We start from the raw sequence: 12,913 nt of genomic DNA, 5'->3' as shown, positions 1-12,913 counted from the left end.
ACCGGGGAGGCGGGATACATGGCCGTGAAGGACCGGGACCGGTTCTCCACCGCGACCAGGCTGCGGCTGCTCGGTGAGCAGACGGCGGCCCGGGTGTACCGCTCGCAGACGAAGCGGCAGGCCCGTCGTTCCCGGCTGACCGGCCGGGCCGCGCTGCTCGCCCTCGTCCTGTGCTCCCTGATCGTCGCGCTCGCGTACCCGATAAGGCAGTACGTCTCCCAGCGCGCCGAGATCGCCGACGTGGAGCGCCAGCGGGAGCAGGCCCGCCGGCGGGTCGAGCAGCTGCGCGATCTCAAGGCGCGCTGGCAGGACGACGCGTACGCCGAACAGCAGATCCGGGACCGGCTGCACTACGTGATGCCCGGCGAGACCGGCTACATCGTCGTCGACCCGGACGCGGCGAAGCAGTCCCGCGCCGACCGGCGGGCGGCACCGCGCCCCTGGTACGCCAACGTCTGGGACGGCGTGGACCAGTCCGACGCCGCCGACAAGTGAACTGACCAGAAAGACATGTGACACACGGCATGGAAACGCCACCGCCGCCCACCCCGCGCACCGAACCGACCGACGCGGACGTCGAGGCCTTCAAGCAGCAGCTCGGCCGGCCGCCGCGCGGACTGCGCGCGATCGCGCACCGGTGCCCGTGCGGGCAGCCGGACGTCGTCGAGACGGCGCCGCGTCTTCCCGACGGAACACCGTTCCCCACGACGTACTACCTGACGTGCCCGCGGGCCGCGTCCGCCATCGGGACGCTGGAGGCCAACGGCGTCATGAAGGAGATGACCGAACGGCTGGCGACCGACCCGGAGCTGGCCGCCGCGTACCGTGCCGCGCACGAGGACTACATCGCGCGCCGCGACTCCATCGAGGTGCTGGAGGGCTTCCCCAGCGCGGGCGGCATGCCGGACCGGGTGAAGTGCCTCCACGTGCTGGTGGCGCACTCGCTGGCCGCCGGGCCGGGTGTGAACCCCCTCGGGGACGAGGCGATCGCGATGCTCCCGGAGTGGTGGAGCAAGGGAGCCTGTGTGGTCCTGCCGGACGGGGACCAGGACTGACTCGCCGCGGGTGACGGGAGCGGCCGCCTCCGGGCCGCCGCCCCGCGCCCGCGCACCTTTCGCCCCGGGACCCTGCCCCGGGCCCGCACCCGCGCACCGGGGGACCGCCCTTCGGGAGAGCCGGGCCGGGACGGCCGGCGGCGGGGACGAACACGACAGGAGACCAGAGACCATGACCAGGGTCGCCGCCATCGACTGCGGCACCAACTCCATCAGGCTGCTTGTCGCCGACGCGGACCCGCGGACCGGTGAACTCGTCGAGCTGGACCGCCGGATGACGATCGTGCGGCTCGGACAGGGCGTCGACCGCACCGGACGGCTCGCCCCGGAGGCGCTGGAGCGGGCCTTCGCGGCCTGCCGGGACTACGCGGCTCTCATCAAGGAGCTCGGCGCGCAGCGCCTGCGCTTCGTGGCGACCTCGGCCTCCCGGGACGCCGAGAACCGGGACGAGTTCGTGCGCGGGGTGCTGGACATCCTCGGGGTCGAGCCGGAGGTCATCAGCGGGGACCAGGAGGCGGAGTTCTCCTTCACCGGGGCGACCAAGGAGCTGACGGGACGCGACGACCTCGCCCGGCCCTTCCTCGTCGTGGACATCGGCGGCGGCTCCACCGAACTGGTGGTGGGCGAGGAGCACGTGCGCGCGGTCCGCTCGGTGGACATCGGCTGCGTACGCATGACGGAGCGGCACCTCGTGCACGAGGGCGCCGTCAGCGATCCGCCGACGCCCGCCCAGGTCGAGGCGATCCGCGCCGACATCGAGGCCGCGCTGGACCTCGCGGAGCGCACGGTGCCCCTGCGCGAGGCGCACACGCTCGTCGGGCTGGCCGGATCGGTGACCACGGTGTCGGCGATCGCCCAGAACCTCCCCGAGTACGACTCCGCGGCGATCCACCACTCCCGGGTCTCCTACGACAAGGTCCGCGAGATCACCGAGTGGCTGCTCGCCTCCACGCACGCCGAGCGCGCCGCGATCCCCTCGATGCATCCGGGCCGTGTGGACGTCATCGCCTCGGGGGCCCTCGTCCTGCTCTCGATCATGGAGCGGATCGGCGCCCGCGAGGTCGTGGTGAGCGAGCACGACATCCTCGACGGCATTGCCTGGAGTGTGGCCGGGGACTCCGGCGAGTAGCGGCCCTGCCTGCGGTGTCCGCCGGGGCTCGGCCCTCGGCGGCGCCGGTCCGGCGGTGACGCGGGCCACGGCTCCGCCGTGGTCTGGCTCTCCTTTTACTACCAATCGGTAGCCTCGGCTGAGCAGGTCGAATAACGTATGAGCGCCCCTCGGGGTGGCTGGAACGGCACCGGGCGACATGCCGTCGGAAAACTTCGTGAAGTTCTTCACAAGGAAAAAGGCCCTGCTGGGCGAGGATGTGGCCCCCAGGGCCCAGTACGAGGGCTCACGCGGCCGGGGAGCGTGCTCACCGGAGCGTCTCCGGGGCGGCGCGGGAGGGTCCCGCGGGGCAGTGGTCCTGTCGGCCGGCGGGGCCGGAGCGGCAGCTCACGCGGTGTTGACAACGGCCTTCATGGCACAGTGGTTCCCCCGCGGCGACATGACCTGGGTCACGTGGGCGGCGCAGTGTAGCAGAGCCCCTGTCAAAGCTTGTGAAGGGGCGCACGAGCGACCCCCCTGGGGCGGGTGGATACTCGATGGCATGAGCACCACGGAGCGTCCCAGGATCCTCGTAGTAGGCGGTGGGTACGTAGGCCTGTACGCAGCTCGGCGCATTCTCAAGAAGATGCGCTACGGAGAGGCGACCGTCACGGTCGTCGACCCCCGGTCGTACATGACCTACCAGCCCTTCCTCCCCGAAGCCGCCGCCGGCAGCATCTCCCCTCGGCATGTCGTCGTCCCGCTGCGACGCGTGCTCCCGAAGGCGGAGGTCCTCACCGGCCGGGTCACCACCATCGACCAGGACCGCAAGGTCGCCACGATCGCCCCCCTCGTGGGTGAGGCGTACGAGCTGCCTTTCGACTACCTCGTCATCGCGATGGGCGCGGTCTCCCGCACCTTCCCGATCCCCGGCCTCGCCGAGCAGGGCATCGGCATGAAGGGCATCGAGGAGTCCATCGGCCTGCGCAACCACGTCCTCGAGCAGCTGGACAAGGCCGACTCGACCACGGACGAGGAGGTGCGGCGCAAGGCGCTCACCTTCGTCTTCGTCGGCGGTGGCTTCGCCGGTGCGGAGACCATCGGTGAGGTCGAGGACATGGCCCGCGACGCGGCCAAGTACTACAACAACGTGTCCCGCGAGGACATGCGCTTCATCCTCGTCGACGCCGCGGACAAGATCCTTCCCGAGGTCGGCCCGAAGCTCGGCCAGTACGGCAAGGAGCACCTGGAGAGCCGCGGTGTGGAGATCTACCTCTCCACCTCCATGGACTCCTGCGTCGACGGTCACGTGGTGCTGAAGAACGGCCTGGAGGTCGACTCCAACACCATCGTGTGGACGGCCGGCGTCAAGCCGAACCCCGTCCTGTCCCGCTTCGGTCTGCCGCTCGGCCCGCGCGGCCACGTGGACACCCAGACCACCCTCCAGGTGCAGGGCACGGACTACATCTGGGCCGCCGGCGACAACGCGCAGGTGCCGGACGTCGCCGCCCGCAAGGCCGGTGTCGAGAACGCCTGGTGCCCGCCGAACGCCCAGCATGCGCTGCGTCAGGCCAAGGTCCTCGGCGACAACGTGATCTCCGGCATGCGGGGCTTCCCGCAGAAGGAGTACTCGCACTCCAACAAGGGTGCGGTGGCGGGTCTCGGCCTCCACAAGGGCGTCGCGATGATCGTCATGGGCAAGATGAAGATCAAGCTCAAGGGCCGTCTCGCCTGGTACATGCACCGCGGCTACCACGGTCTGGCCATGCCGACCTGGAACCGGAAGATCCGCGTGTTCGCCGACTGGACGCTCGCGATGTTCCTCAAGCGCGAGGTCGTCTCCCTCGGCGCCATGGAGACTCCGCGCGAGGAGTTCTACGAGGCCGCCAAGCCGGCGCCCGCAGCGGCGGCCGCCCCGGCGCCCGCCGTGAAGACCGAGGAGAAGGCCAAGGCCTCCTGACCTCCGGTCACCGAACGCCCTGAAGGGGCCGCCCGCCATCCGTGGTGCGGGCGGCCCCTTCGGCGTTCCGCCGGACGGGTCAAAGAGGTGCCGCCCCGCACCGACGAAAAACATGGCAGCTACATCTATTTTGCGAAGCCGTAACGCGTAAGGGGGACTGCGCGAGGGGCGCGATGGTGTTTACGTGGTGTCGGAGCGTTCGGGAGTGTCCACCCCCGAGCCCTCGGCTTCGTTCGAGTGGGGGAGACCCCCATCGGAGGTGTGCGCCATGCAGGACGCCGCGCTGCGGCTGAAGAGCCTTGTCGAGCAGATGCTGGGAACCCCCCTCCCCATGCGCATCCGCGCCTGGGACGGTTCGGAGGCGGGGCCCCCGGATGCTCCCGTCCTTGTCGTACGCAATCGCCGGGCCCTGCGCCGACTGCTCTGGAAGCCGGGCGAGTTGGGGCTGGCACGCGGCTGGGTCTCCGGTGACCTCGGCGTCGAGGGCGACCTGTACGCCGCCCTGGACCTGATGTCCGGGCTGGTGTGGGAGCGCGGGGAGGACGCCCGGGGGCTCGTCGAGTCGCTGCGCGACCCCCAGGTGCGGGCCGCCGTCCGCGGGCTGGTGGCCATGGCCGGCCCGCCGCTGCCGCCCGCCCCGCCGCGCGAGGAGACGCGCAGACACCGCCATCTGCACACCCGCCGCACCGACAAGCGGGCCATCAGCCATCACTACGACGTGGGCAACGACTTCTACGAGATCGTCCTCGGCCCCTCCATGGTGTACTCCTGCGCCTACTGGGAGGACGGCGGGACCCTGGAGGACGCCCAGCGCGACAAACTCGAACTGATCTGCCGCAAGCTCGGTCTGAAGCCCGGTCTGCGGCTGCTGGACGTCGGCTGCGGCTGGGGATCGATGGCCATCCACGCCGCCCGCGAGCACGGCGTCGGCGTCGTCGGGGTGACACTGTCGCAGGAGCAGGCCGCCTACGCCCGCAAGCGGGTCGCCGACGAGGGACTGACCGACCGGGTCGAGATCCGGGTGCAGGACTACCGCGACGTCACCGACGGCCCCTACGACGCGATCTCCTCCATCGGGATGGCCGAACACGTAGGCGCCGAACGCTACCTGGAGTACGCGCAGGTGCTGCACCGGCTGCTCGGGCCCGGCGGCCGGCTGCTCAACCATCAGATCGCCCGCCGCCCGCAGCGGGACGAATCGACCTACTCCGTGGACGAGTTCATCGACGCGTACGTCTTCCCGGACGGCGAGCTCGCGCCGGTCGGGACCACGGTGACACAGCTGGAGCGCGCCGGGTTCGAGGTGCGCGACGTCGAGTCCCTGCGCGAGCACTACGCGCTCACCCTACGCAGCTGGGTCACCAACCTGGAGGCGCAGTGGGCGCGGGCCGTGAAGCTCTCCAGCCCTCCGCGCGCCCGCGTCTGGCGCCTGTACATGGCGGCCAGCGCGCTCGCCTTCGAACACAACCGCATCGGGGTCAATCAGGTCCTTGCGGTCAGGACACCCGAACCGTCCGGTGCCTCCGGGCTGCCGCTGCGGGCGCGGACCTGGAACTGACCCGCACGCGCCGGGGCCCCTCCCGTATCCGTACGGGAGGGGCCCCGGCCCTGTGGTCCGTGCCGGCCCGGCGTCACTCCGACTTGATCGCCGTCAGCATGTTCAGGCGGGCCGCCCGGCGCGCCGGCCACAGCGCCGCCAGGACGCCGACCGTCGCCGCGAGGAGCAGGAAGACGGCCATCCGGCCCCAGGGCAGGACCAGTTCGTACGTCGACATCCTGCTGCCCAGCAGCTCACCGGCCGCCCAGCCGAAGAACACGCCCAGGCCGATGCCGAGGACACCGCCGAAGAGCGAGATGACCAGGGACTCCAGGCGGACCATGCGCTTGATGCCCTTGCGGTCGAGGCCGATCGCCCGCAGCATCCCGATCTCCTGCGAGCGCTCGAAGACCGACATGGCGAGGGTGTTGATGACGCCGAGGACGGCGACGACGACCGCCATCGCGAGCAGGCCGTACAGCATGTTCAGCATCAGGGTGAACATCTGCGCGATGCCGTCGGAGAGGTCCTGCTTGTCCTGCACCTTGATGGCCGGGTTGTCGCCGAGGGCCTTCTCCAGCCGGTCCTTGGTCGCCTCCGACGCGCCGTGCGACGTCTTCAGCATGACCTGCATGTCGGAGGCGTCGGTCTGGTGGGGCGAGAGGGTGGCGTTGTCCAGGATGATGCCCTGGATCATCTCGTTGCCCTCGTAGACACCGGCGACCGTGAGGCGCTGCTTCTTGCCGTCCTCGTACGAGACGGTGAACTGCGAGCCGGCCTTCCAGTGGTGTGAGGCGGCGGTGTCCTTGTCGACGACGACCCGGGTGCCGCCGACCTGGAAGGAGCCGTCGGTGACGTCGAGATCGGTGAGCTCGGTGATGGCCGGTCCGTTGACGCCGGTCAGGAACTCGGTCTGCCGGTCGATGCGGGAGGGCGCGTTGCGCAGCGAGCTGGTGTCGGTGACCCCGTCGACCCCGGCGAGTTTCTTCTCGACGTCGGGGGAGAGCGAGTTGCCGTTCGCCATCGAGACGACGTAGTCCGCCCGGATGGCCGAACTGGCCATCTTGTCGATGGACTTCTGCAGGCTGCCCGCCATCACCGTCATGCCGGTGATCAGGGTGAGACCGATCATCAGGGCGGAGGCGGTCGCGGCCGTACGGCGCGGGTTGCGGACCGAGTTCTGCCGGGCCAGCTTGCCGGAGATGCCGAAGACGCGCAGCACCGGGGCGGCTGCCGCGATCAGCGGCCGGGACAGCAGCGGGGTGAGGACGAAGACGCCGATGATGAGCAGGACCGCGCCGAAGCCCATCGGGGCCTGGCCGTCCGAGCCGTCCATGGTGGTCGCGTACAGGACCACGGCGACACCGGCGGCGGCGAGCAGGGCGCCGAGCGTGTTCCGCAGCACCAGCGACTTCGTCGTCGCCTTCGCGTGCACGCTGCTCATCGCGGCGACCGGCGGGATCTTCGCGGCGCGGCGGCCCGGCAGCCAGGCGGCGAGCATGGTGATGAGGACGCCGACGAGCAGCGCCGTGCCGACGGTGCCGGGCGACACGACCAGCGGGCCGTCGGGCACGGTGGCGCCGAAGGTGCCCATCAGGGAACGCATCCCCGCGCCGATGCCGATGCCCGCGGCCAGGCCCGCGACGGCGGCGACCGCGCCCACCACGAACGCCTCGACCAGCACCGACCGGGTGACCTGCCGGCGGGAGGCGCCGACCGCGCGCAGCAGGGCCAGCTCCTTGGTGCGCTGGGCGACCAGCATGGTGAAGGTGTTGGCGATGATGAAGGTGCCGACGAACAGCGAGATACCGGCGAAGACCAGCAGACCCGTCTTCATGCCGCTCATCGCCGCGGCGATCTGGGTGGCCTGGTCGTCGGCGAGCTGCCGGCCGGTGGTGGTGGAGGCGACGTCCTCGGGCACGACCCGGTCGATCGCGGCCCGCAGCGCGGTCTGACTGGTGCCCGCGGCGGCCTTCACGTCGATCTCGTCGTAGGAGCCGACCGAGTGGAACAGCCGCTGCGCGGTGGCCGTGTCGAACAGGGCGAGGCTGCCGCCCGCGGCGACGTTGCCGTCGTCCGTGGTGAAGACGCCGGTCACCGTGGGGGCCAGAACGGGCCCGTCGACCGAGATCCGTACGGTGTCGCCGACCTTGTAGCCGGCCCGCCGCGCGGTCTCGGAGTCGATGGCCACCTCGTCCTCGCCGTGCGGCGCGTGACCCTTCGTCAGCGGGTACCGGGGGTCGTCGGTGCCCCAGTAGTTCCCGCCCTGCGACTGGAAGCCGCCGCCGATGAGCTTGCCGTCCTTGCCGGCGATGGCGGTGAAGCCGTTCACGACACCGACGGCGGTGCCCGCGCCGGGGGCGGCGGCGACCTTGTCGAGCAGCGGCCGGGTGAGCTTGTGCTCCTTGCCGACCGTGTCGCCCTTGTCCTCCTGGCTCTTGGGCCGGACGGCGACGTCGACCTGGTCGAAGCCCTTGGCGGAGCTCTTCTGGTAGGCGTCCGAGATCGTGTTGGTGAAGACCAGGGTCCCGGACACGAACGCCACGCCGAGCATCACGGCGAGCACGGTCATCAGGAGCCTGGCCTTGTGCGCGAGCACGTTGCGCAGGGCGGTACGGAACATGGGTCTTTTCTCAGTCCAGGGAAGGTGCGGCGGCGGGGTGGGCGGTGGTCGGACGGGGCGTCAGCTCGTGCGGCCCTTGCCGTCGAACTGCTTCATCCGGTCGAGCACGGACTCGGCGGTCGGCCCGTACACCTCGTCGACGATGCGGCCGTCCGCCAGGAAGACCACGCGGTCCGCGTACGCGGCGGCCACCGGGTCGTGGGTGACCATGACGACGGTCTGACCCAGCTCCCGTACGGAGTTGCGCAGGAAGCCCAGCACTTCCGCGCCCGAGCGCGAGTCGAGGTTTCCGGTCGGCTCGTCACCGAAGATGATGTCCGGCCGCGAGGCCAGGGCGCGGGCGACGGCGACGCGCTGCTGCTGACCGCCGGAGAGCTGGGAGGGCCGGTGCCCGAGGCGGTCGGACAGCCCGATCATCTTGATGACGGTGTCCAGCCACTGCTTGTCGGGCTTGCGGCCCGCGATGTCCATGGGGAGCGTGATGTTCTCCAGGGCCGTCAGCGTCGGCAGCAGGTTGAAGGCCTGGAAGATGAACCCGATCTTGTCCCGGCGCAGTTTGGTCAGCTGCTTGTCCTTCAGGGAGCCCAGCTCGGTCTCGCCGATGCGCACGGAGCCGTTGCTGAAGGTGTCGAGGCCCGCCACGCAGTGCATGAGCGTGGACTTGCCGGACCCCGAGGGACCCATGATCGCGGTGAACTCGGCCTGCCGGAAGTCGACCGAGACCCGGTCGAGGGCGACCACCTGGGTCTCGCCCTGTCCGTAGACCTTCGACAGTTCCGTGGCGCGGGCGGCCACGGCGGTGGTGGTGCCGGCGAGGGGCGTGGTGGTCACGGGAGAGTGCTCCTGTCGGGACGACGTTCGGGGATGTCTCCCATCGTCGGTCCCGATCCGCGCGCTGTAGTCAGCCGCTGTTCCGGTTCCGGGGACAGACTGCGGTCGGACCGGCGGCGGCCGAGTCATACCTGGGGATGACGGAACCCCCTGAGAGGACCCCCGGGCGCGACGTCACGCAGTGCGCTCGTTCGGACGGTGAAATTCCGTCATTCCGCATGCGATGTCGTGGGGCGTCCGAAAGGCTATTGGCAAGTGCGGATGGCCCGTACCGGGTGCTGATGCACCCTCAGACGTCAATAAAATAAGACAACATCGGGTCGCCCGACCGCTGTTCGGGGGATGCGCCCCGATAGGCTCGGAACCTCGATGCGGAGCCCATGGCCTGCCCGGATGGTGGAATGCAGACACGGCGAGCTTAAACCTCGCTGCCCCTCGCGGGCGTACCGGTTCAAGTCCGGTTCCGGGCACCTCCGACTCTTTCGTTCATCCCCGCGCACCGCGGAACGCGGCCGTGCGCGGGTTCCCACGGGAGCTTCGTCCCACACCGTTGACAGCAGGCCGGTGCGGTCGGAGACTCACACCGGAGAAAACAGTGAAGGAAATTTCACTGGACGAACATGGGAACGCGAAGGGGCGTGCCGATGCGTACCACCGTCGGGATCGTCGGGGCCGGGCCGGCCGGGTTGCTGCTGGCGCGGCTGCTGCACAACGCGGGGATCGACTCCGTCGTCCTGGAGAGCCGGGACCGCGCGTACGTGGAGCGGCGCCAGCGGGCCGGGATCCTGGAGCAGGGCACCGTGGACGTGCTGCGGGCCGCCGGGGCCGGCGAGCGCATGGACCGGGAGGGTCTGCGGCACGACGGGATCGAGCTGCGGTTCGACGGCCGGCGCCACCGCGTCGACCTCCCCGCCCTCACCGGTGGACGCTCCGTGACGGTGTACGCCCAGACGGAGGTCTGCAAGGACCTCATAGCGCTCCAGATCGAGGAGGGCGGTCCGCTGCTCTTCGGCGCCGAGGCGCTCGCCGTCGAGGGCGCCGAGACCGACCGGCCGCGCGTCCGGTTCAGGTACGAGGGCCGCGAGGACGTCCTCGACTGCGACTACGTCGTCGGATGCGACGGGTTCTGGGGAGTCGCGCGGCAGGCCGTGCCCGCCGGACTCTCCCGCGTCTTCGAGAGGACCTACCCCTTCGGCTGGCTCGGTGTCCTCGCCGACGTGCCGCCCTCCCACGACGAACTCGTCTACGCCCGCCACGAGCGCGGCTTCGCCCTGCTCAGCATGCGCTCCCCGGAGGTCTCCCGCCTCTACCTCCAGGTGCCGCAGGGCACCACCGCCGAGGAGTGGGAGGACGAGGCGATCTGGGACGAGCTGGAGCGGCGCCTGGAGACCCACGACGACTGGCGGCTGCGCCGGGGCCCCATCACCGCCAAGTCCGTCACCCCGATGCGCAGCCACGTCCACGAGCCCATGCGGCACGGACGGCTCTTCCTCGCCGGGGACGCCGCGCACATCGTGCCGCCGACCGGCGCGAAGGGCCTCAACCTCGCCGTCGGCGACGTCGTCACCTTCGCGCGGGCGCTCACGCACGAGAAGGAGACCGGCTCCGCCGCCCTGCTCGACGCGTACTCCGCGACCTGCCTGCGCCGCGTCTGGCAGGCCGAGCGCTTCTCGTACGACATGACGACGCTGCTGCACAGCGACCCCGGGGCCTCGCCCTTCGACGGCCGCATCCAGCTCGCCCGCCTGGAGCGGATCGCGGGCACCAGGGCCGCCGAGGCCGACCTGGCCGAGGGGTACACCGGCTTCCCGCTGGACTAGGGGGTTTCCTGGGCCGTCCGGAGGCGCGGCCCCGCGGACGGAGCAGCGCCCGCCGCGGACGGAGCAGCGCCCGCCGGGGCGGAGGGGGCACGACAGGCCGCGAAGGGCCGGGCCGGGCACCCGGCGCGACAGCGGGCATAAAGAGGAGGCCACGGGCGCTGTCACGGCTTGGTACCAGTGCGGGCGGCCTCGAGACCGCACGCGTACCGTGGCAGCACGAGGGAAAGATCCTCCCCAAGCACTAGGGTCAATCCTTTGCCTACCTATTACCCTTGAGGCCAAGGCCACGCAGGGTGGCCATGGAGGAGTGAAATGAGGAGCAGTAACCCGGTCTTCTCGCGACGGGGGTTCAGCCGCGACAACGGTTACGCGGGGTTCAACGCGGCGCCGCAGGCCGGGGGACCCGCTGCCGGAACCCAGGGCAACCCGTACGCCCAGCAGGGCGGCAACCCCTACGCGCAGAACCCGTACGCACAGCAGGACCTCCAGTACGGCGCTCCGCCGCAGGCCCCGGCCACCACCGGCCGCATGACGATGGACGACGTCGTCATGCGCTCGGCCATGACGCTCGGCACGGTCGCCGTCGGCGCCATCCTCGCCTGGGCCCTGCTGCCGGTGTCGTCCACCAGCTACGGCCTGGCGATCGGCGCCGCACTGGTCGCCTTCGTGCTGGCCATGGTCCAGTCCTTCAAGCGCACCGCCTCGCCCGCGCTGATCCTCGGTTACGCCGCCTTCGAGGGCGTCTTCCTCGGGGTCATCAGCGAGATGTACAACAGCCAGTGGTCCGGCGCGCCCTTCCAGGCCGTGCTCGGCACCATGGCGGTCACCGGCGCGACCCTGCTCGTCTACAAGGCGGGCTGGATCCGTGTGACCGCGCGGTACGCGCGCATCGGCATGACCATCGCCATCGCGTTCGTCGTGGTCATGGCGGTCAACCTGCTGCTGGTCGTCTTCGGCGTCGCCGAGGACGGCGGACTGCGCAGCATGGGCCCGCTCGGCGCGATCGTCGGCATCCTCGCGATCCTGATCGGCGCGTTCTTCCTGACCCTCGACTTCAAGCAGATCGAGGACGGCATCGCCTACGGCGCGCCGAAGGAGGAGGCCTGGCTTGCCGCGTTCGGCCTGACCCTCACCCTCGTGTGGATCTACGTCGAGATGCTGCGCCTGGTCGCCATCTTCAGCGGCGACGACTAGCCGGCTGCCGGCGATGCGGCGACAGCGGTCGCCACACCGCCGGCCACCTGGCCGGACGACCCGGCCACAGGCACTTGAAGGGCCCGCGAACCACCGGTTCGCGGGCCCTTCGTCGTGGGATGCCTGTCATCGGATGCCTGATGTCACTGCGGTGCGCGCTCAGAGCAGTTTGCGCGCGGCCCTCCTCAGGTCGTACTCGTGAATGATCGCTTTGGCGTGGCCGTACGCGAGGTTGTGCTCGGCGCGGAGCCAGCTGACCTTCTCCTCGAAGCGGAAGAGGGCGGGGCCGTCCTCGACGGTGCGAAGCCAGTCGGAGATCTCACGACCGGTGCAGTGAGGGATTCGGGCGAGCAGATTGCGATGGGTCTCCTCGGAGAAGACTTGGGACATCGGCGCCTCCGGACGCAATGGGGATGTAAGCCGGTCCTTCACGCCACCGTGCCTGAGGGTTGGGTTGTTGGCAACAGTCCTGTCGCGGCGCGTAGTCTCGCGACGTGCTTGATACGACGCCGCTGACCCGAGCCGTGGATCACTTCGCCGACCGGTTGCGGGCCGCGCCGCAGAGCCGCCTGCAACGCAACGCGGCAGCCGAGGCACTGGGTCTGGCCAGGGAGTTGGCACTGCGTGCCCAGCATCTGGAGGACCCCTCCGCGGCCCCTCGGGAGATGCCCGACGCGGGCATGTTCGCCGCCGCCGACCAAATCACCGTCGCGGCGCACGACTTGGCTCTCGTACTGACGACCGAGGAGGAGCTGGCGCAGGCGGTGGCCCTCGTGGAGGAGGCACAGAAACGCGCCGGGGTCTGA

At 70.5% G+C, this 12,913-nt stretch carries 11 protein-coding genes and 1 tRNA gene; 9 read left to right on the top strand and 3 right to left on the bottom strand.

Features of this window, described 5'->3' with window-relative positions; genetic code table 11:
• Positions 1 to 18: 18 nt before the first annotated feature.
• The 5 genes from BKI49_RS15315 to BKI49_RS15295 all read left to right on the top strand — a co-directional run bounded on the left by BKI49_RS15315 (position 19) and on the right by BKI49_RS15295 (position 5,660).
• Positions 19 to 495, top strand: coding sequence for an FtsB family cell division protein (locus tag BKI49_RS15315; protein WP_095934828.1), 477 nt, complete (start codon positions 19 to 21; stop codon positions 493 to 495).
• A 29-nt stretch (positions 496 to 524) separates the two neighbouring features.
• Entirely contained in the window at positions 525 to 1,055 is a 531-nt protein-coding gene (locus tag BKI49_RS15310; RefSeq protein WP_095934827.1) for a DUF501 domain-containing protein, read from the top strand.
• A 172-nt stretch (positions 1,056 to 1,227) separates the two neighbouring features.
• A complete protein-coding gene (locus BKI49_RS15305; protein WP_095934826.1) occupies positions 1,228 to 2,184 on the top strand; it encodes a Ppx/GppA phosphatase family protein in 957 nt (318 codons plus the stop codon).
• Positions 2,185 to 2,704: 520 nt separating this feature from the next.
• Entirely contained in the window at positions 2,705 to 4,102 is a 1,398-nt protein-coding gene (locus BKI49_RS15300; protein WP_095934825.1) for an NAD(P)/FAD-dependent oxidoreductase, read from the top strand.
• Positions 4,103 to 4,370: 268 nt separating this feature from the next.
• Positions 4,371 to 5,660 (top strand): SAM-dependent methyltransferase, encoded by a 1,290-nt coding sequence (locus tag BKI49_RS15295; protein ID WP_095934824.1) that lies wholly within the window; start codon positions 4,371 to 4,373, stop codon positions 5,658 to 5,660.
• A gap of 73 nt (positions 5,661 to 5,733) precedes the next feature.
• Here the strand turns inward: BKI49_RS15295 and BKI49_RS15290 are convergent, their stop codons facing one another.
• Together BKI49_RS15290 and BKI49_RS15285 are read right to left on the bottom strand one after the other, a co-directional pair.
• Positions 5,734 to 8,262: an ABC transporter permease gene (locus BKI49_RS15290; protein WP_095934823.1), complete on the bottom strand. Its 2,529-nt coding sequence runs from the start codon at positions 8,260 to 8,262 to the stop codon at positions 5,734 to 5,736.
• A gap of 60 nt (positions 8,263 to 8,322) precedes the next feature.
• Positions 8,323 to 9,093: an ABC transporter ATP-binding protein gene (locus BKI49_RS15285; protein ID WP_095934822.1), complete on the bottom strand. Its 771-nt coding sequence runs from the start codon at positions 9,091 to 9,093 to the stop codon at positions 8,323 to 8,325.
• 387 nt (positions 9,094 to 9,480) lie between these two features.
• Between BKI49_RS15285 and BKI49_RS15275 the strand changes: the two genes are divergently transcribed.
• The 3 genes from BKI49_RS15275 to BKI49_RS15265 all read left to right on the top strand — a co-directional run bounded on the left by BKI49_RS15275 (position 9,481) and on the right by BKI49_RS15265 (position 12,107).
• A tRNA-Leu gene (locus tag BKI49_RS15275) sits at positions 9,481 to 9,563 on the top strand.
• Between the two features lie 174 nt (positions 9,564 to 9,737).
• A complete protein-coding gene (locus BKI49_RS15270) occupies positions 9,738 to 10,913 on the top strand; it encodes a 4-hydroxybenzoate 3-monooxygenase (RefSeq protein ID WP_095934859.1) in 1,176 nt (391 codons plus the stop codon).
• A gap of 312 nt (positions 10,914 to 11,225) precedes the next feature.
• On the top strand, positions 11,226 to 12,107 hold the full coding sequence (locus tag BKI49_RS15265; RefSeq protein WP_028803888.1) for a Bax inhibitor-1/YccA family protein: 882 nt from the start codon (positions 11,226 to 11,228) through the stop codon (positions 12,105 to 12,107).
• 159 nt (positions 12,108 to 12,266) lie between these two features.
• Here the strand turns inward: BKI49_RS15265 and BKI49_RS15260 are convergent, their stop codons facing one another.
• Entirely contained in the window at positions 12,267 to 12,497 is a 231-nt protein-coding gene (locus BKI49_RS15260; protein ID WP_095934821.1) for a DUF4287 domain-containing protein, read from the bottom strand.
• Between the two features lie 104 nt (positions 12,498 to 12,601).
• On the opposite strand from BKI49_RS15260, the gene BKI49_RS15255 reads away from it, so the two are divergent.
• Complete coding sequence (locus BKI49_RS15255) at positions 12,602 to 12,913, top strand: hypothetical protein (protein ID WP_179332458.1); 312 nt, start codon at positions 12,602 to 12,604, stop codon at positions 12,911 to 12,913.

The organism is Streptomyces sp. Tue6028 (assembly GCF_002300165.1).
GTDB classification, from domain to species: Bacteria; Actinomycetota; Actinomycetes; order Streptomycetales; family Streptomycetaceae; genus Streptomyces; species Streptomyces siamensis.
This window is presented reverse-complemented; position numbering and strand designations above follow the sequence as displayed.